A 26,486-nucleotide genomic window follows, 5' to 3' on the forward strand; every position below is an offset into this window, starting at 1 on the left:
CCCGTCAATGCCGCGTACGGCCTCGTTACCATTACCGCACATGGTGCGCGGTCATTTCTTGTCGTCTTGGCCACGGCGCGATTTATCGCCCTGTCCAAATTCTGCCACAACGCCGGCGGAACGCATCACATTGAGCACTCCGGCGCCAAAACCAAGCAGCAGAAACACGATCAGACCCCATGGCGATGTCCCCGCCAGACGGTCGATGATCCAGCCGATGCCGGCACCCACCACCACCCCGGCGATAAATTCGCTGGAGAGTTTGAGCGCCTGACCGTAACCGGCCACACTGCCCGCTTTCGCGTCGTCTTTCCCCTCGAGCCGGCCCGGCCGCCTTGTCGCAAGCGAAGCTTCAAGGTCACGGCGGCGGCGCTCAAGATCGTCGTCGCGGATGTCGGGCTCATGCTGATTGCCGCGGCCGGTTTTTCCGGTTCCGTCTGGCCCATTCTTGTCGGCCATCGCAACCCCCCTGCCCGGTCAGACCGTCACCGTCCGTCCGCTTCTAAAGTCGCCGGCAACATAGTTAGAGGGTTTGCGCCCGTCAAGCCACGGGCGGAAGTTCATTGCCATGTATTTTAGGCAATAAAATCAATGAATTAGAAAGGTGCGACATCGTGCCCGCCATGATGACGAAGATGCATGGCGCGAATCCCCCGCGCAATGGCCCTTTGATCGGCTGCGCGCCACATCAAAGATCAGCGGCTACTCCGCACTCAGCTCCAGCCGCCGCCATAGGTCCGATAGAAGATATGCAGGCCGATCTTGGTCATCTTCTGCATCGTGCGCGCCCAGCCGGGATGGACATATTGCGCATAGTAGTGGGTCGACGATCCGACCTCCGGGATGAAGATCTTGCCGGCAGTGACGGCCATGGCGATCTCCTTGGCGGTCTTGTAGGCGGCTGGGCTATCGATGCGCTTCTTCCTGCCGTCGCAGGCGAAGGAGAACTGGCAGCGGTTGAACCAGCTGTCGTTCTGGTAGACGACGCCGCAGATCGAATTCGGATAGGTCGGGTTGCGGACGCGGTTGAGGATGACCTGGGCGACGGCGGCCTGGCCGCGCACGGATTCGCTCCTCGCCTCGAAATAGATGCCGTTGGCAAGGCATGCCTGCTCCTTCTGGGAGAAGACACTGGCGGGCAGCGGGTTCTGGATCCACGAATGATCGCCCTTGGCCATCGGCGGAATGAAGCGGCCCTCATTGGGCTGCTCGTCCTGAAGCAGGGCTTCGAAGGGCGATGCCTTGGCATAGTCAGGCTCGGACTGCGCGTAGGCGGTGGCCAGCACGTCCGGATGGTCGTTGTTGACCAGCGCTGCCAGCATGGCCGGCACGCCGGGATCCGGCTTCCTGTCCTCGCGCGCATGGAATGCCGCGGCGATCTGGATTTCCTTGCCTTTGATCTGCGGCTTGGCGAAAGCCATTTTCAGGCCGCTGTCCATGCTGGGCCGCAGCAAGGAGGAGGTGCGCTCGAAGATCGAGCCGGCGTTGAAGTTCTTCGGCGGTGCGACGGGAGACATCTGGACGATGCGCCCTTTCTTCTCGGCGCGCACGACGCGGTCCTCATCGGGCGTGCCGCTGACCTTGCCGCCCTTGCCGCGAAACGACACGTTGCCGACACCGGCCAGGTGGACACCCGATCCGGAGATGGAGCCGGTGACATCAGAATCGACAAAGGGCATCTCGGCCGCATGGGTCGAGCCGGCGACGGATTTCTCGACATAGGAATTCCAGCGGGTGTTCGCTTCGAGGCCGGAGACAAGGCTCGTCATGTCCTGATAGGCGACGATGGTCGGAAAGCCGATCCAGATGCCGAGACCGATGACGAACGGGGGCAGAAAGCCACGTCTTCTCTCACCGGCGGCGGCAACCAGCCGCTTCAACACACGTCGATGCACGGAACACTCTCCAGGAACGCGACAGACCCCACTGGAGAGCAAAATGATGCATTAACCTTGATGGGACGTTAACGGCTTCGATCGGATTGTTCTCAGCCGGCTTCAGGTCGTGGTTCCGAAGTCGGGCGGTTTTGCGGCCGAACTCAGGCCGGACGCAGGAAGATCGGCCGGGCGATCAGCGCGCAGATGGCGGCCGCCAGCCAGACGCCGGACCAAGACCAAAGGTGCAAGAGCCCCGGAATGGCCACCGGCACCAGGAAGAAGCCTACGAAAACAAAGGTGTTGGCAAGGCTGAGCGCGGTCCCGACATGGCTGGCCCCGGCAAGGGTGGCAAGCTCGGTGTAGGCGACGCCGTGCCAGGCCGAGACCGAGATGCCTGCGACAATAAGCACGACTGGAGGGACCACCAACCAGATGAGCTGGCCGCCCGGAACGGTTGGGCCGAACAGGACCAGCAGCCAAAGCATGGCGAAGGCAAGGGCGCTGAACGCGCTGCACAAGCGAAGAAATTGGCGGCGGTTGCCGTGACGGTCGGTGAAGCGGCCGCTCCAGATGCGCATGACCATGGCGCCGATCTGAACGGCGGCGAGGCTCGCGCCGATTGCCGCCGTTCCCAACCCAACGAAATCGTGCAGGAACACGGAAGCGAAGGTGAGCACGGCCACCTGCGGAAAGCAGAGCAGGCCGATGGCGGTCGCGATACGCCAGACATCGCGATTGCGCAGCGGCGCCGGTCCGGCCACAGCCGAAGCGAGATGGCCCTCGCCCGCCGTCGGCGGCTCGTGCAGCCAGCGCCAGGCGAACAGGGCAGACAGAGCGGATGCGCCCGCCAGCACCCCGAACACCGCGCCAAAGCCGAAAGCCAGCGCAAGCGAGGGCAGCACGAGCGCGCCAAGGCCACCGCCAAGCGGCACCGCCGTCTGCCTGACGCTCATGGCGAAGCCGCGCTCGTTTTCCCGAAACCAGCCCATGATGGCGCGGCCGCTCGAACCGTTGACGCTGCCGCCGAGCAGTCCGGTGATGAGCAGGCTCGCGGAGAGCAGCGTGACGCCGGGAATACCGGACTTTGTCGGCACAACCAGCATCGCCATGACCAGGAGCCACGCCGCCGTCGCGCAGAGCCCGATCAGGAGCACGCGGCGGTCGCCCCAGCGATCGGTGAGCAGACCCCAGGGCAGTTCGCTGAGCGCGACCCCCAGCCCGAGAAGGCCGAGCGCCAGGCCGAGCTCGGCATTGCCTAAGTGATAGCCCTGGCGAAGAACGACCGCCGTCGCCGGGATGCCGGAGAACGTAGCCGAGAAGGCGGCATTGGCGGCAACGCCGATGCCCAGGACTTTCCAGCGATGGCCCGGCTTGAACGCCCTCCCGGCGGAACCGGTATCTTCCAAGGGTTCCGACGGCTGCCGGTCGGTGCAATTGACAATGGCGGACATGACTTCATTTCCCGTGCCGGCCAGCGGTCCCGGCCTTGACGATCTGTCCCTACCGCCATAATTTCATCCTGAAAATCAGGAAGTTTTGAACTAACAATCCTGAAAATCGGGACTTCAGACATGCGACGCGTAACTTTCGACCTCGACGTCCTACGCAGTTTCGTCACCGGTATGGAGCTGGGCAGCTTTGCCAAGGCGGCTGACCGGCTTGGCCGGTCGACGTCGGCGGTCAGCGCGCAATTGAAGAAACTGGAAGAACAGGCGGCGACGCCGATCTTCCGCAAATCAGGACGCGGCCTCGCTTTGACCGAGGCCGGCGAGACCATGCTCGGCTATGCGCGCCGGCTGATCGAATTGAATGACGAGGCGGCATCCGCCATCCATGATGTCGAGCTGGAAGGCTGGGTACGGCTCGGCTTGCAGGAAGATTTCGGCGAGGCGGTGCTGCCGGACGTGCTCGGCCGATTTGCCCGGGCGCACCCCAAGGTGAAGATCGAAGCCAGGATCGCACGCAGCCACGACCTTGCCGAAAGGGTCATGTCAGGCAGCCTCGACATCGCGCTCACTTGGCACTGCGGCGAAACGCTGCCCTACAGCCAGCATGTCGCCGATGTGCCGATGCGCTGGATCGGGCCGGCAAAGCGCATCGAGACCAGCCTGCGCGACGGTGAGCCGCTGCCGCTGGTGGCGCTCGAAGCGCCATGCCTTCTGCGCACGGTGGCAACCGAAACGCTCGACCGCGCCGGGCTGTCGTGGCGGATGGCCTTTTCCAGCCCGAGCCTTGGCGGCATCTGGGCAGCCGTGGCGGCGGGGCTGGGGCTGACGATCCGCACCGACATCGGCCTGCCGGCCAGCGTCAGCGCAATGACGCCGGAGATCGCCGGGCTGCCGGCATTGCCCAAAATGGCGTTGGTGCTGCACCAGAAGGATGCTGAACTGGATCCGGTGGCAGCGCGGCTAGCCGACATATTGTTGCAGGCGGCGTTGCAGGCGCTGCCACGGGACGAGCGGTTGAAGGAGGTCGCTTAGACAGCCGGAAAGGTATCCAGTGTCGCGTTCCGTCCCCTCTGTCCTGCGGACATCTCCCCCGCAAGGGGGGAGATTGGATGTCGCGAGTGCTCTCGCGAATCTTCAACGTTGCAAGAAAGGCGCCGTCAGAACGAACTGCTGATCTCCCTCCTTGCGGGGGAGATGGCCGGCAGGCCAGAGGGGGGTGCTGTCCCGCCAACTTTGCGGAGAATTCCCGCGAGCAAAGAGGCTCATTCGAGCCCGACCGCTTATTTGCGCTTGTTGGACCTGCCGGCGAATGGATTGTCCGACGTGCGCAGCGCGATGCGGATCGGCACGCCGGGCATGTCGAAGGCTTCGCGCAGGCTGTTGGAGAGATAGCGGACATAGGATTGCGGCATCGCATCGGGCCGCGAGCACTGGACAACGAAACCCGGCGGCCGGGTCTTGGCCTGGGTGACGTATTTGACCTTCAGCCGGCGCCCGGCCACGGCAGGCGGCGGATGATGCGCCAGGATGCCTTCCAGCCAGCGATTGAGCTTGCCGGTGGAAACGCGGCTGTTCCACACCTTGTGGGTCCTGATGACGGCATCCATCAGCTTGTCGAGACCGCGCCCGGTCTCGGCCGATACGGGTACGGCCTGGAGGCCGCGCGCCTGCGGAAGAAGCCGTTCCGTCTTCTCGCGCAGTTCGGCCAGAAGCTCCTGGGGATGATCGATCAGATCCCATTTGTTGAAGGCAATCACCGGCGCCCGGCCTTCCCTGATGATCAGGTCGGCAATCTGCAGATCCTGCTTCTCGAAGGGAATGGTGGCGTCGAGCACGATGATGACGATCTCGGCAAACCGGATGGCGCGCAGGCCGTCCTGCACCGACATCACTTCCAGCTTTTCGTGGATCCTGGCCTTGCGGCGCATGCCGGCCGTGTCGAACAGTTTCAGCCGGCGGCCATGCCATTCCCAATCGACGGAGATGGAATCACGGGTGATGCCGGCTTCCGGTCCGGTGAGCAGCCGCTCTTCGCCGATCAGCGCGTTGATCAGCGTCGACTTGCCGGCATTGGGACGGCCGACGACAGCGATGCGCATTGGCTTGGTGTCGTCATAGGTGTGCTCGGCATCCGGATCGGCGATATCCTCGCCGATCAGAACTTCGCCGGCAGCGACTTCCAAGTCTTCGCCATCTTCATTTTCGTCGAAAGCTCGCGCTTCGCCGAGCGCTCCGATCACGGCGTCGCGCAGGTCAGGCAAGCCCTGGCCATGCTCGGCCGAAACCGGGATCGGCTCGCCAAGGCCGAGTTCCCAGGCCTCCAGCATGCCGCCCTGGGCGCCCTTCGCCTCGGCCTTGTTGGCGACCAGCACGACCGGCTTGCCGGACTTGCGCACGATCTCGGCGAAGGTCCTGTCGTCAGGCAACAGGCCGGACTTGGCGTCGATGGTGAAGAAGATCAGGTCGGCCTCGCGGATGGCGATCTCGGTCTGCGCACGCATGCGGCCGGGCAAGGTCGAGGCGCCTGCGTCCTCGAAGCCGGCGGTGTCGATGACGTCGAAATGCAGGTCGTAAAGCTTGGCGGCATGGACGCGACGGTCGCGGGTGACGCCCGGCGTGTCGTCGACGAGCGCCAGCTTCCTTCCCACCAGCCGATTGAAAAGAGTCGATTTGCCGACGTTAGGCCTGCCGATGATGGCGACTTTGAAAGTCACGACGCACTGCCCGACCCGCGGATCAGCTCGGACATCAATGTTGCGCGCTCGCGGGTGTTGCGCGGCGCGCCGTCATCGGCGGCGATCTGGTCGAACAGTTTCAGCGCATCCTGCGTCTTGCCTTCCTTCCAGGCGGAAAGGCCGAGTGCCTCGCGCGCCGTGTGGCGTAGCGTGTTGGTGTCGGATGTCAGCGCCTCGACACGGCTGGAGACGTCGGCGAAGGAGCCATGGTCGACGAGCAGCAGCGCTGCCCGCAGGCGCGCCATGTCGCGAATTCCCTGGGGAATGGCTGTGTCGGCGGCGACTTCGTCGAAATCCTTGACGGCGGCGGGAACATCGCCCTTATTCGCCTTGACGGTTGCGCCGCGCATGCGGGCGAGCAGCGGATAGGCGCCGTAGCCATCCTTCTCCAACTGATCGAGCGCGGTCAGCGCCTCATCGTTCTTGCCGTCATTGGCAAGCTTCAGTGCCTGCGAGAACGCATCGCCCGAGCGGTTGGCGCGCGTCTCGTCCCAATAGCGATAGCCGACGAAGGCGGCGGTGCCGAGCACCACGAGGATCGCAACGACAATCAGGGCTGGGCCAAAACGGTCCCACAGCTTCTGCGCCTGTTCGCGACGGATCTCGTCATTGACTTCACGGATAAAACTGTCGTCGGACATCAAATCAAACCATTCCTGCCCCGTCGGGCCTTTGTCAGCCCGCGTTTTAGCGAAATTTTGCCGGCATGGAAGGGGTTCAACCGGAAAATCGCCTATTGTCCGGGGCAAACGGATGTTTGCCCCGGACAGGCAGCCGAAAAGGCCAATCGCACCCACGCCACATTTAGGCGATAGCCGGCTTGCAGACATTCCCCGAGTGAAGATCAGATTGCCTATGCTTCGTCCGTTCCGCGTTGTTGCGTTTTCGCTTGCGGCACTCGCCGCTGCCGGTGGGGCTTTGGCCGATCCACCGGCGCCGGCAAAGCCGAAACAGGTCGTCATCATCTCGTTCGACAGTGCCCGCGACATTTCGCAGTGGAAACGCAGCCGGGCACTGGCTGAGCGCACCGGCGCGCACTTCACCTATTTTCTCTCCTGCGTCTTCCTGCTGTCGACGGAGACACGCAAGGAATACACCGCACCGGGCAAAGGCGCCGGCAAATCCAACATCGGCTTTGCCGCCTCGAAGCAGGAAGTCAGCGAGCGGCTCGAACAGATCGGGCTTGCCGCGCATGAAGGCCACGATATCGCCAGCCATGGCTGTGGCCATTTCGACGGCAAGGACTGGAGCAAGGCCGACTGGCTGAAAGAGTTCAGTTCGTTCGAGCACATTCTCGAGAACGCCTATGCGATCAACGGCATTGCACCCGAACCACAGGGCTGGCGCGATTTCGCGCGGCATGCGGTGGTCGGCTTTCGCGCGCCGTATCTGTCGACCGGCAAGGCGCTCTATGAAGCGCTGCCGGCGGCCGGCTATCAATTCGACGCCAGCGGCGTCTCGCAAGGCCCTGCCCGACCGACTGCCAGCAACGGCATCATGCACTTTTCACTGCCGCAGATTCCGGAAGGACCGAAGTCGCGGCCGGTGATCGCCATGGACTACAATCTCTATGTCAGACATTCCGGCGGCTTCGAGCGGCCAAGCCAGGCGGACGAGTTCGCGAACCGGACCTATGCTGCCTTCCGCGCCGCCTTCGACAAGCAGTATGCGGGAAAACGCATTCCGCTGGAGCTCGGCTTCCACTTCGCGCTGATGAATGACGGCGCCTACTGGAACGCGCTTGAGCGCTTTGCCGGCGAGGTCTGCGTCAAAGCCGATGTCGAATGCATCAGTTTTCGCGATTATGTTTCGCGACAGGACGCTGGCCAAAGGCAGATCTCGGTCGGCGGCTGAGCCGCCAACCCGGTTCGATTTCCAAAGCCTCGGTTTTTAGGCTGGGTCCTCGGCGCTCTGTCTTGCCAGATAGCGCTGGTCGATTTCAGGCAATGGCTCGCCTTGCAGCGTCGCTTCGAAGGCACGCAGGCGCTTGTGGACAGATTGCAGCTCGACGATGGTCGACCAGGAGGAGAGCAGAAACTGCAGCGAACCGGTCACTCTGCCAAACGCGTTCGGTATCTGATTGAGGACGCCAAGTGTTATCCTGTGCGCCACGATCGATGGCCCCATGACAAAGAATGCGAAGATATTGTCGGCTTGTAAGTAAGTGTAACGAACTACATTGAAATAGATGTAATGGAAATAAAGCCTGAAGTAATTTCGGCGAACGTTGTTGAACAGCTCCGCTGTCGTAAATGGCTGAGCACGGTCAGCGTGATCCTCTCCATAGACCAGCTCCTTACGATAAGCTGCCTCGACGCGCTGATTGCGGAACTGGAGGCCGGGTAGTTTCAGACCGGCGATCATTACTGAAATGGTTCCGAACACACACCAGGCGATCGCGGCAACCACAAGGGGATGAGGGATAGCACCGATTATCGGCAATTCACTGATATGGTCCTCAAGTCTGATCAACACCGGAAGGAACGCGATCAACGTCATGATCGACTGCACGAAGCTGGTGCCGAGATCCTCCATGATTTGAGCGAAGCGCATCGTATCTTCCTGAACGCGCTGAGAGGCGCCCTCGATGTGGCGCAGTTTGTTCCAGTTCGTCATGAAGTGATCGTTCATCGCCATCCGCCAACGGAAGATCCAATGGCTGACGATAAAGGCATTGACCACGCTGACATTCATACCGACCAGCGCCAACCACGCGAATGTGGCCAGCCGGGCGAAAAACTCGGCATTGGTCGATTCGATCGTTTTGGAAATCAGGCCCTGAATGTAGTCGAAGAACGGACCGTACCAGTCGTTAACGGCGACGCTAATCTGCACGTTGAAATAGATCAGAAAGAGGATCAAGGCGGCTACAAGAATGGACCAGTTCTGCCAGGGGTGCGGCGCATAAAGGCGCCAGAACGCGTAGAAGATCCCAACGCAGATAGTGAAATAGATATAGAACCAGAGGAATGGCTTCGAGACGAGGACGGCGATGCCGACGACTGGCGGCGCACCGGCCACTGCGGGCGGCAATCCGAAAACCGCCCCCAATTGTTCACCACCGAAAAACCAGAACAGGATTGCCGCAAGGCTCCAGAGGGCGGCCGAAGAGAAGAAGAGCTTCGGCTGCGGGAAAAAGGATACGAACACTGTGGCGAATTCCTCGATCTAGGCGCAAATCAGCTGACGGCAGCGGGCATAAAGTCACACATTAGTAGGAAAGAAAATGCCCGTGCCCGATGCCCGGCACAGCAAGCCCACAATCATGGCGATTTTGGCGCAGCCGACCATGTGATGGCGCCGGAGACGACCAGCACGATTGCGGCGGTGATCGAGGCGAGGAAGAAATCGCCGGACATTTGCGCCAGAAATCCGGCCGCGACCGGCCCGATGATCTGGCCAAGGCCGAACGCAGCCGTCATCAGGGCAAAGATCCGGCGCGGCGCGCTTGGCGCCTGCTGCCGGGCGGCCTGCAGGCCAAAGGCGGTGATGGCAATGAAGGTGCCGCCGAGCAGCACGCCGGCAAGCAGCGGCCCGGTGGCGCCGCCGATGGCGACGCTCGCGGTGACGCCGGCAACTTCGATGAAGCACGCCAGCGCATAGGCGGCATAGAGGCCGGTCCGCGCCGCGATCTTCTGCCAGAACCAGACCGAGGGAAAGCCCGCAAGACCGGCGACCATCCACACAATGGCCTCGAAGACGCGGCTGCCGCCGCCTTGCCGGACGATGGCGACCAGGAATGTCGCCGTCACCACATAGCCAAAGCCGAACAGGCCGTAGGCGATGATGACCTTGACCAACGACCGGTCCATCCGCAGTGCCGGCTCGCGGGGGACTTCGCCGTTGCCGAGCGGACCCTCATTGACCAACAGAGCCACGAGGACGAAACCGCAGGCCGAAATCGCCGCCGACCATAGCCAGCCTGCCGCCCAGCCCGAATGCTCGGCGACCAGCACCGCCATCATCGCCGCCGATGCCGCTATGCCGAGCCCGACGCCGCCGAAATGCCAGGCCTGCAGGTCGTTGCGACCGGCAGCCGCGATATGGCTGAACACGATGCTGGCCATGAACACCATGACGAAGGCGCTGGCCAGACCGGCCAGAAAGCGGATGGCGAGAAAGGCCGCCATCGCTTCGGTCAGCCCCATCAGCGCGGCAAGGACCGCACTGGCGCCAAGCCCCGCCAGCATCAGCAGGCGCTCGCGCCCATGCGCCCAGCCGCCCGCCGCCGCCAACGCGCCGACGAGGTAGCCGAGATAGTTGGCCGAGGCGATCCAGCCGGCATCGGCCGGCGACAGATGCAGTTCCTGCATCATGCCGGGCAGGATCGGCGTGTAGACGAAACGGCCGATGCCCATGGCAATCGCCATGGCAATCATGCCGGCGAAGGCGAAACGCAGCGCTGTCGAGGTGGCCGATGTCATTGCACTGCACAATAAGTGCAGGGATCGCTGAAACAATCGCCATCTGTTGGGCCAGTGCGTACGCGGGACGTGCTCGCCTCGACTTCCTATGTCGGAACGCTTGGCGCCTGCTCAGCAGCGACCGCCGGCGCGCAATGAACCCCTCTCGTGCACCGTCCGCCGTGCCGTCAGCCTGAACGGCACATCGCCCAGTTCGCGCTCCGACATGGTGTTCAGCACCGGATGCGAAAGCGGATCGATCAGCCATCTCTGCGCCTCGCCGTCCGGGCGCGGCTCATACGGCCTGCTCGCAGTGAAAAAGACCTTCAGCGACGACGACAAAATCCCTAACATTTCCGGCTCCACAGGTCTGTCTCTCCCGACAAAATCTGCCGTTTCGATATGCCTATCAATTGAGATTTCAGCCGGATCAGTTTAGAAAAACTCAATGGCCATGCTCAACCGCGTCCATCTCAACGGCCTCCGCGCCGTCGAAACCGTTGCCCGTCTCGGATCGCTGGCGGCGGCGGCCGGTGAGCTCAACGTTTCCGTCAGCGCCGTCAGCCAGCAGATCAGCCGTACCGAAAAACAGCTCGGCCAGGCGCTGTTCGAGCGAACGGCGAGCGGTCTGGTGCTGACCGAATTCGGCGCCGTCTTCGCGGCCCGCCTCGGTGCTGGATTTCGTGAGCTTTCCCAGGCCGTGGCCCTGGCCGACGAGGCTACGCAATGCACATTGGTGGTTTCGGTGGCGCCGGCCTTTGCCTCGAAGTGGCTGTTGCCCAGGCTATCTCGCCACTTCGACCGGCATCCCAACGTGCTGCTGCGCATCGACGCTTCGGTGCGGCTGGCCAATCTCGATCACTCGGACATCGACATCGCCATCCGGCTTGGCGACGGCAAATGGCCTGGCGGGCGGGCGGAACTGCTCTTGGCGCAGGAGGTCTTCCCGGTCTGCGCGCCGGCGATCGCCCAAAAACTGAAGTCGATCGAGGACCTTGCCCAGACCTGCGCGATCACCGACGAGCGGGCGATGATCAACTGGGAAAGCTGGTTCGAGACGGCCGGTGTTCCACCTGTCACCTTCCTGAAAGGTGCGAGTTTCACCGACCCGATGCTGTGCCTGGAATCGGCGATTGCCGGTCATGGCGTGATGCTGGGCTGGCAACTGCTCGCCGCCGACGCGCTGGCCGACGGGCGGCTGGTGGCGCCTTTCGGAATCCGCGCCCAGAGCGGGCTCGGCTATTGGCTGGTGACCTCCAGCACCAAGGCGGAAAGCCGTAAGGTCCGTGATTTCAAGGTCTGGATCAGGGAAGAGATCGAGGCAACCATGGCGCGGTTCGGGTCCGTAAACCCAGAACCCGCCGGCGCGATCGCGGTGGAAAGGACGGAGGCACCGAGCTATGTAGGGTCGGACATCAAACTACGACAGGCAGGATCATGACCACACATTCGCGCGGCGTTTCCGCATTGATCGACCCGGTGAAGCTCGACAGGCTGGCGGAAGTCGCCATCAAGGCCGGACTGCAATTGCAGCCGGGGCAGGATCTGGTGCTGACGTCGTCCATCGCGGCACTGCCGCTGACCAGGCGGATCGTCGAGCATGCCTACAAGGCCGGCGCCGGGCTGGTGACGCCGATCTTCAACGATGATGAGATGACGCTGGCCCGCTACCGCTTCGGTGCCGATGCGAGCTTCGACCGCGCCGCCGGCTGGCTCTATGAAGGCATGGCGAAGGCCTTTTCCAACAATGCGGCCAGGCTTGCCGTGCGCGGCGAGGATCCGTCGCTGCTCTCCGCACAGGATCCGGCGAAAGTGGCGCGCGCCAACAAGGCGAATTCGATGGCCTACCAGCCGGCGCTGGAAAAGATCACCGGCTTCGACATCAACTGGAACATCGTCGCCTATCCGGACCTCGCCTGGGCCAAACAGGTCTTCCCCGGCGATGCCGACGATGTCGCGGTCGTGAAGCTCGCCGATGCCATCTTCGCCGCTTCGCGGGTCGATGTTGAGGACCCGATCGGCAATTGGAAGGCGCACAACGCGGCGCTTCGCAGCCGCACCGAATGGCTCAATGGCCATAATTTCCACGCGCTGCATTTCACCGGACCGGGCACCGACCTGACCGTTGGGCTGGCGGACGGCCATGAATGGATGGGCGGCGCCTCGACCGCCAAGAACGGCATCACCTGCAATCCCAACATCCCGACCGAGGAGGTCTTCACCACGCCGCATGCAAGGCGGGTCGAGGGTCATGTCTCCTCGACCAAGCCGCTGTCCTACCAGGGCACGCTGATCGACGACATTTCGGTGCGTTTCGAAGAAGGCAGGATCGTCGAGGCCAAGGCATCGAAGGGCGAGGATGTGCTGAAGAAGGTGCTCGATACAGATGAGGGCGCGCGCCGCCTCGGCGAAGTGGCGCTGGTGCCGCATTCCTCGCCGATCTCGGCAAGCGGGCTGTTGTTCTTCAACACGCTGTTCGACGAGAACGCCGCCTGCCATATCGCGCTCGGCCAGTGCTATTCGAAGTGCTTCGTCGACGGCGCCTCGCTCAGCCAGGACGAGATCGCGGCGCGCGGCGGCAACAAGAGCTTCATCCACATCGACTGGATGATCGGCTCGGATAAGATCGACATCGACGGTGTCCACAAGGACGGCGCCCGCGTGCCCGTCATGCGCAAGGGCGAATGGGCTTGACCGTACGGAGGGTGCGATGGCCTTCGACCTGGCGGTCAAGCGTATCTACGAGCCACCCGCGCCCGATGACGGGCAGCGGGTTCTGGTCGACCGCATCTGGCCGCGCGGCGTCAGCAAGGAAGACGCCGCGCTGACGCTGTGGTTGAAGGACATCGCACCGAGCGACGAGCTGCGAAAGTGGTTCGGCCATGCGCCGGCGCGCTGGCCGGAGTTTCAGGAGCGGTATCGTGCTGAGCTGGACGGGAACGGCGAGGCGGTGAGTGAATTGCGAGGCTTGATCAGCCACGGCAAGGTGACGCTGCTCTATGGCGCGCATGATGAAGCACATAACAATGCGGTCGCGCTGGCGGGGTATCTCAGCGCAAGCGCTCACAATTAGCCATCGTTAGCCAGACCTTCGTCATCCTCGGGCTTGACCCGAGGATCCATGCCGCGACCTCAGTCGAAAGGCGCAGCGGAGCAGAATCTGCACCGTTGCAACACGGATAGATCACGGCATGGATCCTATGGTCTGCGCTGCGTCGCTCCGCTCCTTGCTTCGCCATAGGATGACGAAGTGAGGTGTATGCGCTGCCCTACTTCACCACCGCCTCATAAACATCAGCCTTGAACCCCACCAGAATCCGATCCCCAACCTCCAGCACCGGTCGCTTGATCACGGTCGGCTTGGCCAGCATCAGCGCCTTGGCCTTCTTTTCGTCGAGGCTCTGCTTGTCGTTGTCCGGCAGCTCGCGAAACGTGGTGCTACCCCTGTTGAGCAGCTTTTCCCAGCCGACCTTGCCCGCCCAGCCATCCATCCGCTTCGCGTCCAGTCCCTCTGCCCTGAAATCGTGAAACCTGTAGGCCACGTCATGGCCTTCCAGCCAGAGGCGCGCCTTCCTGACCGTGTCGCAGGTGGTGATGCCGTACATGGTGATCGTCAAAACAGTGACCTTCCGATTTCGAATCTGACCGCAGATTAAGGACGCTCTGCGCGCTTTGCCAGCGCTCCCCGGCATGCCTTCGGTTTTGCCCTTGCCAACACTAAGGAATTTCCCTAAGTATTTTGACAGCGCCTCAGGACCAACCAATGACAAGCCTTCAGACCACAACTCCGAGCCCTCCGCCGATCGACGGCATCTTTCGCGCACTGTCCGATCCGACGCGGCGACGCGTGGTGGAGCGGCTGAACCGCAGCCCTGCCTCGGTCAGCGAGCTTGCCCAACCGTTCGACATGGCCCTGCCCTCCTTCATCGAACATCTCAAAATCCTCGAAGGTTGCGGGCTGGTGCGCTCGCAAAAGACCGGCCGGGTCAGGACCTATCAACTGGCGCCCGAGCCGCTGAAGCTTGCCGAAAACTGGCTGGCCGAACAGCGCACGCTGTGGGAGCGCCGCCTCGACCAGTTCGACGCCTATGTGATGACCCTCAAGGAGACAGAAAAATGATCTATCCCCTCAAGCCGGATCCCAGACTGGACCTCGTGCTGGAGCGCGTCATCGATGCGCCGCGCGAATTGCTGTGGCGCGCCTTGACGACGCCGGAGCACGTCAAGCAATGGTTCACGCCGAAGCCTTGGATGATCACCGACTGCGAGATAGACCTCAGGCCGGGCGGGCTGTTCCGCACGCGCATGCAGTCGCCCGACGGAACCGAGGTCAACGACCGCCATTGCTGCTATCTCGAAATCGTGCCGAACGAGCGGCTGGTGTGGACGGATGCATTGTTGCCGGGTTACCGGCCGTCAGGGGAACCCTTCATCACCGCTGTTATCTCCTTGCAGCCGGACGGCAAGGGCACGCGCTACACCGCCACCGCCATCCATCGCGACGAGGCGACCCGCAACAACCATGAGGAGATGGGTTTCTTCAACGGCTGGGGCACGGCGGCCGATCAGCTTGCGCAGTACGTGAAGACGATCTGATCTTCCCACATGACGGCCAGGACGTTGTCTTGGCCGTCATGCTTGTTTTCAACCCGGGAGCGAAGAGAGCAGTCTCCCGGTGGCATTTCCGCCTCAATAATAGAAGCGCTCTTCGGTGATCTTGCCGTTCTTGACTGTGTAGAGGCCAACTTCATCCATGGTGACGCGCTCGCCGGTGGCCTTGGGCGTGATGTCGAACTTGAAGCGCACCGCGAACTGGTCTCCGTTGACATAGGGGCCCTCGACCGAGCCGCCATGCACTTCGTTGTTCTCCTGCCACCACTGGCCCTTCTGCTTGAGAGCCTCCTTGCCATGGGAGATGGCCATCGGCCCCGCCATGGCTTCGAGACTGACGATATCATCGGCATTGTACTTCTCGGCAGCAGCTTCGTTATCGCCCTGCTTGAGCAGTTCGGTGAAATCTTTGGCAATTTCCGCGATGGTCATTTGTGTTCCTCCTGTCAGACGCACTGCAAATGGGGAACAGCTTGCTGGCCTGCCACCATTGCCGGCACTACAGCTGACAAGCCGTGTCAGGACGATTGATATAGCGGCTGTATGACGACGATTTCTCACATGCCGGCTAGGGAATCGTCCTGACCGGTCAATTGCCAGGTCGCCGGACATTTGTATTCACCCTGGTGGCTACGGATCAGCGAAAAACTCCGCACTGTCCAGGATATCGGCTCAACGATCCGTTCCCGCACTTTTGGAACGCCCCTCCTGTCGCGAAGCAGCGTGACATGTGGCTCCAGCGAGGTCGTGATGAATGGCTTTAGCGGGCTGTCGTCAATTACGGCAGAGAGCTTGCGCCAGAAGGCTTGCAAAGTCGGCGAATGGTCGCTGCTGCGAAGCACCAGCGCCCCGCCGCCGAAAGCCGACAGGCGGTCGAAGCAAACATCGAATGGTGTGGCTTGCATCAGCAAGCCGACATGGCGGGCGATCTCCACCACACGCTTCTGTTTGCCGTCGCCAAGGCCGATCAGGGATATGTGCATTTGATCGGTTGGCGTCAGCCATCCCCGCAATCTCAGTTCCTGATTGTAGTGCTCAGCCCTGCGCCGCAGCATGGCATTGACCGGGTCTTCAACGAGAAATCCGTAAAACAGATGCGGCTCCCGGATCGGGCTCTGTCCTTCAAATCGGAAAAAGGTCTGACCGTTCTTCGCGGTTCCGTATGAAAATTTCCCACTCACAACCGATCTCGTCCGGCAGATTGTATCAAGCCGAGAAGCTTAGAACAAAAAGGGAACGAATCAAGTGAAAACAAAACCGGCGCTAATGGTTTCCGCATCAGCGCCCGCAAGCTTAACGGCGGAGCAAGCATTTTCGAGCAGGGGCCGAACCCTACGATCCGTAGCCGATGATGCCCTGACCTCCCGAAAATCGTGGATCGACCAGTCGACATACCCCCGGCCGTTGACCGACGGCTTGTAGCCACCGCGCGGCGTGTGCTCCGGTTATTTAACGTCGACAAAATTAGCTTGGTAGCACCGGGCAGTTGGCACCACGGCGCAGGCTGATATGCGCCACGTCTCCGACGCTGAATTGGGAACCCTCGGCCTGGCGCGGCGCATCGATGACAACAGGCGCGCCCTGCCCGAGTTCGGCATGAAGGCGCAGCGTGCGACCGTGAAAGACGACGCTGTTGACGCGCGCCGGCGCGGTGCCGGGCGCGGCCTCGGTCATCGCCAGCAAATCCTCCGGACGCACGCCGATGGTGCGGGTGGCGCCCTCGGCAGGTGCCTCGCTAGTTTCAGAAATAGCCTCCAGCGGCAGGGCGCCGGCGGCGAAGCGCAGGCGATCGCCGTCTCGGCCGACGAAGCGCGATTGCAGGAGATTCATGGTGCCGATGAAGCTCGCCACAAACTTCGTGGCGGGCCGGTCGTAAAGGGTGGCCGGCGGCGCGATCTGCTCGATGCGGCCCTTGTTCATGACGACGATGCGGTCGGAGATCGACAGCGCTTCGGTCTGGTCGTGGGTGACCATGACGAAGGTGGTGCCGAGCCGCGACTGCAGCCGCTTCAGTTCAACCTGCATCTGTTCGCGCAGATGCGCATCGAGCGCCGACAGCGGCTCGTCGAGCAGCAGCACGCGTGGTTCGCAGACGATGGCACGCGCCAGCGCGACGCGCTGGCGCTGGCCGCCCGACAGTTCGGAGACGCGGGCGCCAAGCTTGTCGGCGAGACCGACCATGTCGAGTGCTTCGCCGGTGCGCTTTGCCTGTTCGGTTCCAGACAGTTTGCGCAGTGACAGACCGAAGCCGACATTTTCGGCGACATTCATGTGCGGGAACAGCGCATAATCCTGGAACACGGTGTTGACCGGCCGGTCGAAGGGCCGAAGGGCCGTGATATCGCGACCATCGAGCAACACCTTGCCGCTCGACGGGCTTTCGAAACCGGCGATGACGCGCAGGCTGGTGGTCTTGCCGCAACCCGACGGCCCGAGCAGCGTGACAAACTCGCCGCTGATAATGTCGAGGTCGACGGCGTCGAGCCCGACGATGCCGCCAGGAAAAATCTTCGAGACCGCCTGCAGCCGCACAAGTGGATCAGGCGCCATCGCGAACCTCGGACGGCTTCGTGGTGTTGACCCAGAGGATCTGGCAACGCTCGGCGCCCGGATTGCGGAAGGCATGCAAAAGCGTGCTCTTGAACGCAAAACTGTCGCCGGCCTTCAGCACGTAATTTGTCGAATCCACCACCAGTTCGACCTCGCCGGCCAGCACGAAGCCGAATTCGTGGCCGGCATGGGCATAGGCCTCGGCCGTGCCGCCGCTGGCTTCCACCGTCACCAGCATGCCGGTCAGCGTCGCGCCCGGGGGCGACAGCAGCGCCTTGGCAATGCCTTCCGATTTCACCGGGATCTGCCGCCGCTTGTCGGCACGCACACAATAGAGATCGCTGACGGCATCGTTGCCGTCGGCGATCAGCGCCGACGGCTCGATGTCGAGAGCGGCGGCGAGCGGCCAGATCACCTTGACGCGCAGTGAGGACATACCGCGCTCGATCTGGCTCAAAGCACCGATCGACACACCGGCTTTTGCCGCAAGATCGGCCAGCGACAGGTTGCGTTCCAGCCGCAGCGCCCGTACGCGCCGGCCGACCCGAATGTCGGCATCGTCCTTTGGCTTCTCAGCCGGTTCGTCCAGCATGTCCATTTGTTAGTCCTTATTGCAGTGCTTAGGGCCGGTGGCGACCAAGGCCGGCTTCAGGGTTGGATAGCTATCGGGCGTCAGTGCTGCCCCTCATCGCCCTGCCGGGCACTTCTCCCCGTATAGTGACGGGGAGAAGTGGCTGGCCGCAACGCCGGCGCCATCCTTGCAACGCTGATGATTGGCGAAATGGGCGATGACAGCGTCCCTCTCCCCGTCACTATACGGGGAGAGGATGCCGGCAGGCAGGTGAGGGGCAGCGCAAACTTCGGCAATTGGTCGCCTCGAATACGGTTGAAACTCACCCGCCCGCCTTGACCTTTTCGAACATCTTGGCGAGGTCGTCATTCTGTTTCATCGGACCGGTGAAGATGGTGGTCTTGAGCATCACTTCCGGGTCGGATGGCAGTTGCAATTTCTCCAGCTCCTCCTTCGGCACCGCAGCGAAGGTCGAACTGGTCGAGCTGCCATAGCCGTAGGCCTCGATCAGGTATTTGCCGGAATCCGTCTCCAGCCGACTGTTGATGAAGTCATAGGCAAGATCGACATTCTTGGCGTCCTTGAGCATGACGAAGCCGCAGGCCCAGGTCAGCATGCCCTCCTTCGGCTTCATGAACTCGACCGGCACGCCCTGCTTCTTCAGCGACGTGGCGGACGCGTTCCAAGTCATGGCGGCGACCAATTGGCCGCTGGCCAACGCCTGTTCGACGGAGGTCATGTCGGTGGTGTAGTTGGAGAGCAGCGGGCGCTGCTCGCGCAGCTTCTCGGCCACCTTGTCCATTTGCTCCGGCGTCATGTCGAACGGATTGACGCCGGCCAGCAGTGCGGCAACGACCGGCGTGTCGTGCACGGCGTCGATCGTCGCCATGCGACCGGCATACTGCTTGTCCCACAGCAGGTTCCAGCTCGCTTCCGGGTTCTTCACCAGATCGGTTCGGTAGAGGATCGAGGTGTTGCCCCAGTCCCATGGCACCATCCAGACCTTGCCGTCGCCGGCCTGCAGGTCGGGCAGGTTCTTGAACACCGGGAAGATCGAATCCCAGTTCTTGATGCGCTTGGTGTCGATCGGCTGCAGCAGGCCTTCCTTGTTCCAGCGCGCCACCTTGTCATAGCAGGGATGCGCGATGTCGGGGCGGAAGCCGGCCTTGACCTTGGTGAAGGCGTCATCGTCGTCACCGAAGATGGAGGCCTCGACGCCATCGGGGTGTGCGGCGAGGAAGCTCTTGTTGAAATCGGGCAGTTCATAGCCCGACCAGGTGAAATATTGCAGCTTGTCGCCGGCGAAAGCGACGGTCGACGACAGCGCCATCGCGAACGCCGTCAATCCAGCGCAAACAGTCTTTGCAGAGATCGATTTCAGGTCGAATGCCATTGCAGTTCTCCTCTCTTGGTTTGTTTTGGTTGTGATGGATCCGCGGGCTTTGGCGCCGTGGCGGACAAGCCGCGATGGCGCAGGATTTCAGCTGCTGCAGCAATGACGAAGGACACCGCCAGAATCGACGTGCCCAGCGCCATCACCGTCGGCAGCGACCGGGGAAAACGCAGCTGGCTCCAGATGTAGAGCGGCAGCGTCGGCTCGGTGCCGGCGAGGAAGAAGACGACGATGAATTCGTCGAAGGAGATCAGGAAGGCCAGCATGAAGGCCGAAATGATGGCCGGCAGGCTGAGCGGCAGCATGACCCGCCGGAATGTCGTCCAGTCGGAGGCGCCGAGATCAAGGGCAGCCTCGCGAATGGTTTTCGGGATGGCGGCGAAGCGGCTGCGCATGATCACCACGGTCGTCGGCAGCGCCACCAATATGTGGCCGAGAACGATGGCGATGCGTGATGGCCCCAGACCGATGAGGTTGATGAGGATCAGCAGCGATATGCCGACGATGACGCCCGGGATCAGGATCGGCAGCCGGGCGATGGCGCTAATGGTGGCGGCCAGCGGCGAGCGGCCATAGAGGTCCATGTAGGATACGGTGATGCCGCACAGCGTCGCACCCGTGGCGGCGATGGCGCCAATGGCGAGGCTGTTCAAGAGTGCACCGGTCAGCGCCGAATTGCCGAACAAAGTCGCGTACCATTGCAAGGTGAAGCCTTGCAGCGGAAACGCTGCCTGGATCGAGTTGTTGAAGGAAAACAGCGGGATCAGCAGCACTGGCAGATAGAGAAAGACCAGATAGGCGACGACGTAGACGCCGAGCCAGCGGCCGCCTCCCTGCGCGCGTGCAGTGCTCATGTGCGGCTGCCAAATCTGCGGTCGGCGAAACGCGCGACCAGCACCACGGCAAGGATGACCAGCATGACGGCGACGGAGAGTGCGGCGCCAAACGGCCAGTCATTGGCCTTGCCGAACTGCGCCTGGATCAGCGAGCCGATCATGGTGCTGGCCGGGCCGCCGACCAGAGCCGGCGTGACATAGTCCCCCACCGTCGGCACGAAGACGACAAGGGCTGCCGCCAGCACGCCCGGCATCGAATTGGGCAGCACGACACGGCGGAACGAGGTGAATGGCCGCGCGCCGAGGTCCGAAGCGGCCTCGATCAGCGATTTCGGGATGGTGTCCAGCGCCACATAGATCGGCAGGATGGCAAACGGTGCATAGGCGTGCGCGAGCGTGACGACAACGGCGGCCGGCGTGTTGAGAAAGGCCAATGTCGGCTCGGACCAGATCCCGCTTTCGATCAGTGCCGAGTTCAAAACGCCATTGTAGGCGAGCACGATCTTCCAGGCGAAGACGCGCAGGAGATAACTGGTCCAGAACGGCAGCGTCACCAGGAACAGCAGCAGGCCACGCCGCCGGCCGGCGTGGAAAGCGAGGTAGTAGGCGACGGGATAGGCGGTGATGACCGTCGCCAGCGTGACCAGAGCGGCAATGATCAGCGAGCGCAGCGTCACCGTCCAGTACAGCGGATCGGACGCCACGGTGACAAAATTCGCCACGGTGAAGCCGGAGCCGAGCAGCGAGCCGTCATTGCCGCGGAAGGCGAGGAAAAGCACGAGGCCGAGGGAAAACAGGATCAGCAGGAAGGTGACCAGAGCGCCCGGCAGCAGCATGGCGAACCGGAAGCCCTGAGAAGACCGGGCCTCTGGCGCTGATGTTGCAACTAGGGTCGACATCGACCTGCCTATCGGAATTTGAAATTAGCTTAGAGTTTTTCATATTCATGAAACTGTCAAGTAGAATCCCCTAACAGAACCCCAAGGAGATGAAGCGCCCGGGTCAGCGCTCCAACGCATCGAGCAGCCGGTACCAGGCGATGGTCGCGGCGACGCCGACCTGGCGGAAGGCGTGAAACGGGATCGGCCGGATCGGCGAGACCGGGAAAGGCAATTGCCTGGCGTCGCCACTCTGGAGATAGCCGGCGATGCGCTCGCCAAGAGCGGTCATCAGGCCGACACCACGACCCTGGCAGCCGGCCACGGCCAGCAGGCCCTGCTCCGGCTCATGGATGTGCGGCAGGTGGTCCGGCGTCATCGCCACGCGGCCGAACCAGCGCTTCTCGATGGCGACACCGGACAGCACGGGATAGAGCCGCCGCAGCGCCCGCTCGAGATGCGCCCAGTCGCCGGCGCTCGTCGGCAGCGCCATGCGACCCCGGCCGCCAAGCACCAGCCGGCCGTCGGCGCTCTTGCGGTAGTAGACGAGGATGCGCCTGGAGTCCGACACCGCCTGCCCTTCCGGCAGGATCGTGGCCGCCAGATCGGGCGACAGCGGCGCTGTGGCGATCTGAAAGGAATGCAGCGGCACGATCGTCTGAGCGAGACCGGGGATCAGACCGTCCGTATAAGCGTTTGTCGCCAGCACGACCGCCTTTGCCTGCAATTGCACCCCGTTTTCAGTTGAAACACGCCAAACGCCGGCGCTGTTGTCTAGCCGAACCACCTTCTGGTGTCCGGCTATCCTCACTCCAGCCGCGGTCGCGACCCGGGCAAATTCCAACGTGTAGGCAAGCGGATCGATGACACCGGCGCGGCGGTCGAGCCAGCCGCCGAGATAGCCCTGTGCACCGGTCTTGGCCGCGATCTCCGCTGCATCGAGCAACCGGACGTCGGCACCACGCGCGTGCCATTGCCGGTCGCGGTTCGCCGCCGCCTTCAGCGCGGCCTCCGTGTGCGCCGCCTGGATCCAGCCATTGCGGACGAACGGCACCGCCAGCTTCTCGTCGCGGATCAGCTCGAACACCGCATCGGCGGTCGACGCCGCGAAATTGACGAGCGCCTCGCCGCGCTCCGGGCCAAAATGCTCCAGCAGCCATTCCGGATCGTATTTCAGGCCGGGAATGACCTGACCGCCATTCAAGCCCGATGCGCCCTGGCCGATCTCGCCGGCGTCCAGCACCTGCACCGACAGGCCAAGCCGGGCGGCATGCAAGGCGGTCGACAAGCCCATGATGCCACCGCCAACAATGGCGAGATCGACACGTTCGCCATTGGGAAGCGATTGAAACGTGGAAGCTGTCTGTGGCTTGCGCCAGATCGGATCGGAGAATGCTGTCGCCAAAGGTCACCTGACTGCGCTGCGATTGGTGAAAATCCTAGTCAGAATTTCACAATTTTGAAAGAGCGCCGTGGCTTTCGTCTGTGGACTGCCGCCGAAGACGATCGGAGACCCAGAGTTCCGATCGCCCGCGACGGGATAGACCTTTGCCGGGAATCCGGTGAAAGTGACGCGCCGATCCGGCCAACCCACATTGACGATCACTTTGCCACATTGTCGATCACTCAGAGGACAGAGCGCTATGACGAACCCGACCCACCTGCCCACAGAGGGCCTTTTTGTCGGACGCGCCAGAAGCAGCGATGCCGCATACCCGCTGGTCGTCGCGGTGCGCGATGGCACGGTCTTCGACATCACCTCGCGTGCGGCACCAACCATGCGCGACCTTTGCGAGATGGCCGACCCGGCTGGGCATGTCCGCTCGGCCGAAGGCAGACCGATCGGATCGCTCGATGACATCGCCGCCAACAGTTTTGAAACCGGGCGCGATCCAGCAAAACCCTACCTGCTCTCCCCGGTCGACCTGCAGGCGGTCAAGGCATCGGGCGTCACCTTCGTCGTCAGCCTGCTGGAACGGGTGATCGAGGAACAGGCGCGTGGTTCGGCTGAAAAAGCCGATGCCATCCGCGCCGACATTGCCGGACTGATCGGCCACGACCTGTCGAAGCTGAAGCCCGGTTCGCCCGAAGCGATGGAGATCAAGGCCAAGCTGATTTCGCGCGGCGCCTGGTCGCAATATCTGGAAGTGGGCATCGGCCCCGATGCCGAGATCTTCACCAAGTGCCAGCCGATGGCCTCGGTGGGCTTCGGCGCCGATGTCGGGCTGCACCCGGTGTCGACCTGGAACAATCCGGAACCCGAGATCGCCATGATCGCCGCCTCCAGCGGCCGGATCGTCGGCGCCACTATCGGCAACGACGTCAATCTGCGCGACGTCGAAGGGCGTTCGGCGCTGCTGCTCGGCAAGGCCAAGGACAACAATGCCTCGGCCTCACTCGGCCCCTTCATCCGCCTGTTCGACGACAAATTCTCCATCGATGACGTCAAGCGCGCCGTCGTGCGCCTGAAAGTCGAGGGCGAGGACGGGTTCTCGCTGGAGGGCGCAAGCTCGATGGCCGAGATCAGCCGCTCGCCGGAGGAACTGGTCGCCGCGGCCATGGGGCCGCACCACCAGTATCCGGACGGGCTGGCGCTCTATCTCGGTACCATGTTCGTTCCGTCCAAGGATCGCGGCGAGAAGGGCAAGGGATTTACCCACAAGGTCGGCGACATCGTCACCATCTCGTCGGAGAAATTCGGTGCGCTGGTCAACCGGGTGCGGCTCTCGCCCGACTGTCCGCACTGGACCTATGGCGCCAGCCATCTGATGCGGGAGCTGGCCAGAGCCGATCTGATCTAGCAACTGGTGTCGTCGACGCCCTGCCAAGCGCTGCGGACCTGGTCCCGTGGGCGTAGGATGGTCGCCGGCGTGACCCTTGTCGGCGCAGGCCGCGTTCGCGCGACCCTAAACAATCACGCCAATTATCCGACAGTCGGAAAATCACCTCAGCTGATGCAATCTGATGGGACCGCTGATGACGCCCCGTCAGGCGCCCACTACACCTGCAGATGGAGGCTTGGCAGATGGAGGCTTGCCATCCGTCGAAAAAGGGGATGCTCTGACGCCTTCAACCGGCGCTGGCAAAAAGACGCGGAACAAGGGACGGATTTTGAACTGACGATCTACAAACGGGAGGAAATCAAATGCTGACACGGCTAAGACTCGTTCTATACGGCCTGTTGGTGGCGCTGATGGTGGTACCAGCAGCGGCACAGGCCAAGACGTTCTACTGGATTTCGCACGGCGGTCCGGCCGATCCGGTCTGGACCTATTTCCTGGCCGGCGCCAAGCAATGGGCCAAGGACACCGGCAACACCGTCAACACCTCGTTCCACAATGGCGATGTCGCCTCGCAGCAGGAAGCGGTTCGCGCCGCCCTCTCCGCCAAGGCCGACGGTATCGTCACGACGAGCCCCGATCCGGGCAGCCTGATCGAGATCGTCAAGGAAGCGCGTGCGGCGAAAGTGCCGATCATCAATTTCAACACGCCTGATCCGAAGGCCGACTTCAACGCCTATGTCGGCGGCGACAATGTCACCTTCGGCAAGCATTGGGCGCAGTATCTGGTCGACAAAGGCCTGGTGAAGAAAGGCGACTTCGTCTGGATGCCGGTCGAAATCCCCGGCGCCACCTATGGCGTGCAGGAAGAAGAAGGCATCAAGAGCGTCTTCGAGCCGCTCGGCATCACCTATGAAATCACGGAAGCCACGCTTGATCAGGCTGAAGTGATCAACCGCATGGTCGACTACCTCACGGCCAACAAGGCCAAGGTGAAGGCGATCATCGGCCTGGGCGATCTCGTCACCGGCTCGATCAAGCGGGTGTTCGACCAGGTCGGCATCAAGCCGGGCGAAATCCCGGTCGTCGGCTGGGGCAATTCGCTCGACACCACCCAGGAAGTGCTGAACGGCTATGTCAATGCCGGCCAGTGGCAGGACCCGCAGGCGACCAGCTATGTCGCGCTTTCGCTGGCCAATATGGCCGCCGGCGGCATTCCTCCGGGCTTCAACGTCATCACCGGCGCGCTCTACGAAAAAGACACCGCGCAAATCTACGATGACATCCTGTCCGGCAAGTAACATCCAATCCTAGCAGTCGCGGCCGCCCAACGGTCGCGACTGGCTCTCCATTTCGCCGAGCCCTTCGCACGCGATGTGCAACGCTCAGCCTTCCACTCATGTCGCGGATTGCCTGTGGAAAATCATTCGCTCGTCCAACGCCTGATCGCACGGCCGGAATTCGGCCCGCTGGTGCTGCTCGTCGTCGAGATCGCCGTTTTCTGGAGTTTCAACCACGACTTCCTGTCGCCGCAGAACATCTCCAACACGCTGGCCTTCACGGTCGAGCTCGGCCTGATCGCGCTGGCGATGACGCTGTTGATGACATCGGGCGAGTTCGACCTCTCGGTCGGCTCCCTGTTTGGCTTCTCGCCGGTCTTGATGTGGACCCTGTTCAACAGCGGCCTGACCTCGCTCGAGGTCGGCTTTGTCGCCGCGCTGCTGGTCGCCGCCTTCATCGGGCTGGTCAATGGCTGGTTCGTGACGCAGCTCAAGATCCCATCCTTCCTGGTGACGCTCGGCATGCTGCTGGTGGTGCGCGGTACCGCTCTTTTCGTCACCGATGGTTTTCCCCAACGCACCTGGAGCGCCGAAGGCAGCTGGCTGGCGGAAGTGCTGGTCGGAGATTTCTTCATCGGCCCGTTCCGCATCTACATGTCGCTGTTCTGGTTCATCGCCGCGGCGATCGGGCTCGGCTATGTGCTGACGCAAAGCCGCACCGGCAACTGGATCCAGGCGGCCGGCGGCAACCCGAGTGCTGCAAGGGCGCGCGGCGTCAATGTCAGCGGCGTCAAGATCGGCCTGTTCGTGCTGTCGTCGGTCATGGCCTCGCTTGCCGGCGTCATCTCTTCGCTGCGCACTTCCGCCGCCAACCCCAACAGCGGCACCGGCTATGAACTGGAAGTCATCGCCATGGTGGTGATCGGCGGAACCGCGCTGACCGGCGGGCGCGGCACGATCATCGGCACCGTGCTCGGCATCCTGATCCTGCGCGTGATGCGCAACGGCATCGTGCTGATCGGCGTGCCCGGCCTTGCCTACAACATCTTCATCGGCGCTATCATCCTTGGCATGATGGCGCTGCATTCATGGCTGGAACGCCGGCACCAGGCGGGGACTTGAAC

Annotated in this window: 27 protein-coding genes; 10 read left to right on the top strand and 17 right to left on the bottom strand. The window is 62.6% G+C overall.

Annotated features, from left to right (window positions below; translation table 11 throughout):
• Positions 1–51: 51 nt before the first annotated feature.
• From NP945_RS05925 to NP945_RS05935, 3 genes are all read right to left on the bottom strand, one after another.
• Positions 52–459: an AtpZ/AtpI family protein gene (locus NP945_RS05925; protein WP_127272330.1), complete on the bottom strand. Its 408-nt coding sequence runs from the start codon at positions 457–459 to the stop codon at positions 52–54.
• A 254-nt stretch (positions 460–713) separates the two neighbouring features.
• Complete coding sequence (locus tag NP945_RS05930) at positions 714–1,895, bottom strand: cell wall hydrolase (RefSeq protein ID WP_127270764.1); 1,182 nt, start codon at positions 1,893–1,895, stop codon at positions 714–716.
• A 143-nt stretch (positions 1,896–2,038) separates the two neighbouring features.
• A complete protein-coding gene (locus NP945_RS05935; RefSeq protein ID WP_256745804.1) occupies positions 2,039–3,328 on the bottom strand; it encodes an MFS transporter in 1,290 nt (429 codons plus the stop codon).
• 120 nt (positions 3,329–3,448) lie between these two features.
• Between NP945_RS05935 and NP945_RS05940 the strand changes: the two genes are divergently transcribed.
• Positions 3,449–4,357: a LysR substrate-binding domain-containing protein gene (locus NP945_RS05940; protein WP_256745805.1), complete on the top strand. Its 909-nt coding sequence runs from the start codon at positions 3,449–3,451 to the stop codon at positions 4,355–4,357.
• Between the two features lie 248 nt (positions 4,358–4,605).
• On the opposite strand, the gene der is transcribed toward NP945_RS05940, so the two are convergent.
• Both der and NP945_RS05950 read right to left on the bottom strand, forming a co-directional pair.
• Positions 4,606–6,039 (bottom strand): ribosome biogenesis GTPase Der, encoded by a 1,434-nt coding sequence (gene der, locus NP945_RS05945; RefSeq protein WP_256745806.1) that lies wholly within the window; start codon positions 6,037–6,039, stop codon positions 4,606–4,608.
• Complete coding sequence (locus NP945_RS05950; RefSeq protein WP_127383151.1) at positions 6,036–6,701, bottom strand: tetratricopeptide repeat protein; 666 nt, start codon at positions 6,699–6,701, stop codon at positions 6,036–6,038. The genes der and NP945_RS05950 overlap by 4 nt, the downstream gene beginning before the upstream one ends.
• 214 nt (positions 6,702–6,915) lie before the next feature.
• On the opposite strand from NP945_RS05950, the gene NP945_RS05955 reads away from it, so the two are divergent.
• Positions 6,916–7,914, top strand: coding sequence for a polysaccharide deacetylase (locus tag NP945_RS05955; protein WP_256745858.1), 999 nt, complete (start codon positions 6,916–6,918; stop codon positions 7,912–7,914).
• 36 nt (positions 7,915–7,950) lie between these two features.
• Here the strand turns inward: NP945_RS05955 and sbmA are convergent, their stop codons facing one another.
• The 3 genes from sbmA to NP945_RS05970 form a co-directional block, all read right to left on the bottom strand.
• Positions 7,951–9,210, bottom strand: a complete 1,260-nt coding sequence (gene sbmA, locus NP945_RS05960; protein WP_256745807.1) for a peptide antibiotic transporter SbmA — start codon at positions 9,208–9,210, stop codon at positions 7,951–7,953.
• Between the two features lie 113 nt (positions 9,211–9,323).
• Positions 9,324–10,484: a YbfB/YjiJ family MFS transporter gene (locus tag NP945_RS05965; protein ID WP_127272628.1), complete on the bottom strand. Its 1,161-nt coding sequence runs from the start codon at positions 10,482–10,484 to the stop codon at positions 9,324–9,326.
• A gap of 111 nt (positions 10,485–10,595) precedes the next feature.
• Positions 10,596–10,817, bottom strand: coding sequence for a hypothetical protein (locus NP945_RS05970; protein WP_256745808.1), 222 nt, complete (start codon positions 10,815–10,817; stop codon positions 10,596–10,598).
• A 94-nt stretch (positions 10,818–10,911) separates the two neighbouring features.
• Here NP945_RS05970 and NP945_RS05975 point away from each other — a divergent pair, with 94 nt between their 5' ends.
• From NP945_RS05975 to NP945_RS05985, 3 genes are read left to right on the top strand one after another with little or no spacing between them, the layout of a single operon-like run.
• Positions 10,912–11,904, top strand: coding sequence for a LysR substrate-binding domain-containing protein (locus NP945_RS05975; protein WP_256745809.1), 993 nt, complete (start codon positions 10,912–10,914; stop codon positions 11,902–11,904).
• Positions 11,901–13,157, top strand: coding sequence for an aminopeptidase (locus NP945_RS05980; RefSeq protein ID WP_256745810.1), 1,257 nt, complete (start codon positions 11,901–11,903; stop codon positions 13,155–13,157). Before NP945_RS05975 ends, NP945_RS05980 begins: the two co-directional genes overlap by 4 nt.
• A gap of 16 nt (positions 13,158–13,173) precedes the next feature.
• Complete coding sequence (locus NP945_RS05985) at positions 13,174–13,536, top strand: DUF488 domain-containing protein (protein WP_256745811.1); 363 nt, start codon at positions 13,174–13,176, stop codon at positions 13,534–13,536.
• 196 nt (positions 13,537–13,732) lie between these two features.
• Here NP945_RS05985 and NP945_RS05990 read toward each other — a convergent pair whose 3' ends face one another.
• Positions 13,733–14,068 (bottom strand): ArsC family reductase, encoded by a 336-nt coding sequence (locus NP945_RS05990; protein WP_256745812.1) that lies wholly within the window; start codon positions 14,066–14,068, stop codon positions 13,733–13,735.
• 158 nt (positions 14,069–14,226) lie between these two features.
• Between NP945_RS05990 and NP945_RS05995 the strand changes: the two genes are divergently transcribed.
• Positions 14,227–14,583, top strand: a complete 357-nt coding sequence (locus NP945_RS05995) for a helix-turn-helix transcriptional regulator (protein ID WP_127270295.1) — start codon at positions 14,227–14,229, stop codon at positions 14,581–14,583.
• A complete protein-coding gene (locus tag NP945_RS06000; RefSeq protein WP_256745813.1) occupies positions 14,580–15,059 on the top strand; it encodes an SRPBCC family protein in 480 nt (159 codons plus the stop codon). Before NP945_RS05995 ends, NP945_RS06000 begins: the two co-directional genes overlap by 4 nt.
• A gap of 93 nt (positions 15,060–15,152) precedes the next feature.
• Here the strand turns inward: NP945_RS06000 and NP945_RS06005 are convergent, their stop codons facing one another.
• From NP945_RS06005 to NP945_RS06040, 8 genes are all read right to left on the bottom strand, one after another.
• Entirely contained in the window at positions 15,153–15,506 is a 354-nt protein-coding gene (locus NP945_RS06005; protein ID WP_127270215.1) for a nuclear transport factor 2 family protein, read from the bottom strand.
• Between the two features lie 125 nt (positions 15,507–15,631).
• The gene (locus NP945_RS06010) at positions 15,632–16,255 is read right to left on the bottom strand and encodes a 2'-5' RNA ligase family protein (RefSeq protein ID WP_256745814.1); all 624 of its coding nucleotides are present in this window, start codon (positions 16,253–16,255) and stop codon (positions 15,632–15,634) included.
• A 283-nt stretch (positions 16,256–16,538) separates the two neighbouring features.
• Positions 16,539–17,624, bottom strand: a complete 1,086-nt coding sequence (locus NP945_RS06015; protein ID WP_256745815.1) for an ABC transporter ATP-binding protein — start codon at positions 17,622–17,624, stop codon at positions 16,539–16,541.
• Positions 17,614–18,222 (bottom strand): cupin domain-containing protein, encoded by a 609-nt coding sequence (locus NP945_RS06020; protein ID WP_256745816.1) that lies wholly within the window; start codon positions 18,220–18,222, stop codon positions 17,614–17,616. Before NP945_RS06020 ends, NP945_RS06015 begins: the two co-directional genes overlap by 11 nt.
• Positions 18,223–18,517: 295 nt before the next feature.
• The gene (locus tag NP945_RS06025; protein ID WP_256745817.1) at positions 18,518–19,588 is read right to left on the bottom strand and encodes an ABC transporter substrate-binding protein; all 1,071 of its coding nucleotides are present in this window, start codon (positions 19,586–19,588) and stop codon (positions 18,518–18,520) included.
• Entirely contained in the window at positions 19,573–20,442 is an 870-nt protein-coding gene (locus tag NP945_RS06030) for an ABC transporter permease (protein ID WP_256745818.1), read from the bottom strand. The genes NP945_RS06025 and NP945_RS06030 overlap by 16 nt, the downstream gene beginning before the upstream one ends.
• Positions 20,439–21,323, bottom strand: a complete 885-nt coding sequence (locus tag NP945_RS06035) for an ABC transporter permease (protein WP_256745819.1) — start codon at positions 21,321–21,323, stop codon at positions 20,439–20,441. The genes NP945_RS06030 and NP945_RS06035 overlap by 4 nt, the downstream gene beginning before the upstream one ends.
• Before the next feature lie 103 nt (positions 21,324–21,426).
• Positions 21,427–22,707 carry an FAD-binding oxidoreductase gene (locus tag NP945_RS06040; RefSeq protein WP_256745820.1) on the bottom strand — a complete coding sequence of 427 codons (1,281 nt, stop codon included), beginning with the start codon at positions 22,705–22,707 and terminating at the stop codon, positions 21,427–21,429.
• A gap of 238 nt (positions 22,708–22,945) precedes the next feature.
• On the opposite strand from NP945_RS06040, the gene NP945_RS06045 reads away from it, so the two are divergent.
• The 3 genes from NP945_RS06045 (at position 22,946) to NP945_RS06055 (ending at position 26,484) form a co-directional block, all read left to right on the top strand.
• The gene (locus NP945_RS06045; protein ID WP_256745821.1) at positions 22,946–24,103 is read left to right on the top strand and encodes a fumarylacetoacetate hydrolase family protein; all 1,158 of its coding nucleotides are present in this window, start codon (positions 22,946–22,948) and stop codon (positions 24,101–24,103) included.
• 344 nt (positions 24,104–24,447) lie between these two features.
• A complete protein-coding gene (locus NP945_RS06050) occupies positions 24,448–25,383 on the top strand; it encodes a substrate-binding domain-containing protein (protein WP_013532868.1) in 936 nt (311 codons plus the stop codon).
• A 114-nt stretch (positions 25,384–25,497) separates the two neighbouring features.
• Positions 25,498–26,484 carry an ABC transporter permease gene (locus tag NP945_RS06055; protein ID WP_127396914.1) on the top strand — a complete coding sequence of 329 codons (987 nt, stop codon included), beginning with the start codon at positions 25,498–25,500 and terminating at the stop codon, positions 26,482–26,484.
• Positions 26,485–26,486: the final 2 nt, after the last annotated feature.

The sequence above is a fragment of the Mesorhizobium sp. LMG17149 genome, from assembly GCF_024518695.1.
Lineage (GTDB): Bacteria > Pseudomonadota > Alphaproteobacteria > Rhizobiales > Rhizobiaceae > Mesorhizobium.